At 60.9% G+C, this 563-nt stretch carries 1 protein-coding gene; it reads right to left on the reverse strand.

What is annotated here, in order from left to right:
• A partial coding sequence (locus tag HWX34_RS19265) for an amidohydrolase family protein (protein WP_178973793.1) occupies positions 1–563 on the reverse strand: 563 nt, incomplete at both ends.

A 563-nucleotide genomic window follows, 5' to 3' on the forward strand; every position in this document is an offset into this window, starting at 1 on the left:
GCGGCATCCAGTCGCGGATACACGCGTCGGGCATTGCCTTCAAAGATTTGCTGCCGCTCGGCGTCCGTCAGTGCCGCCGCTTCGATGTAGCGCTTGGTGTCGTCGTAGTAGTGGCCGGTTTCCGGGTCGATACCGCGTACCGCGCCAATCATCTCGCTGGCAAACAGCACGTTGTCTACCGGAATCACCTTGGTCAGCAGGTCGATGCCCGGCTGGTGGTAGACGCAGGTGTCAAAGAAGATGTTGTTGAGCAGGTGGTCTTTAAGTAGCGGCTTTTTCATTTCCTGCGCCAACCCGCGGAAGCGGCCCCAGTGGTAAGGCACGGCGCCGCCGCCGTGCGGAATGACAAAGCGCAGCGTGGGGAAGTCCGTAAACAAATCCGAAGTCAGGCATTGCATGAAGGCGGTGGTGTCCGCGTTCAGGTAGTGCGCGCCGGTGGTGTGGAAGGCGCAGTTGCAGCTGGTGGACACATGCACCATGGCCGGGATGTCGTACTCCACCATTTTTTCGTAAATGGGGTACCAGTGGCGGTCGGACAGCGGCGGGCTGGTCCAGTGGCCGCC

It is taken from the genome of Aquitalea sp. LB_tupeE (assembly GCF_013391415.1).
In the GTDB taxonomy this organism is placed as follows: domain Bacteria; phylum Pseudomonadota; class Gammaproteobacteria; order Burkholderiales; family Chromobacteriaceae; genus Aquitalea.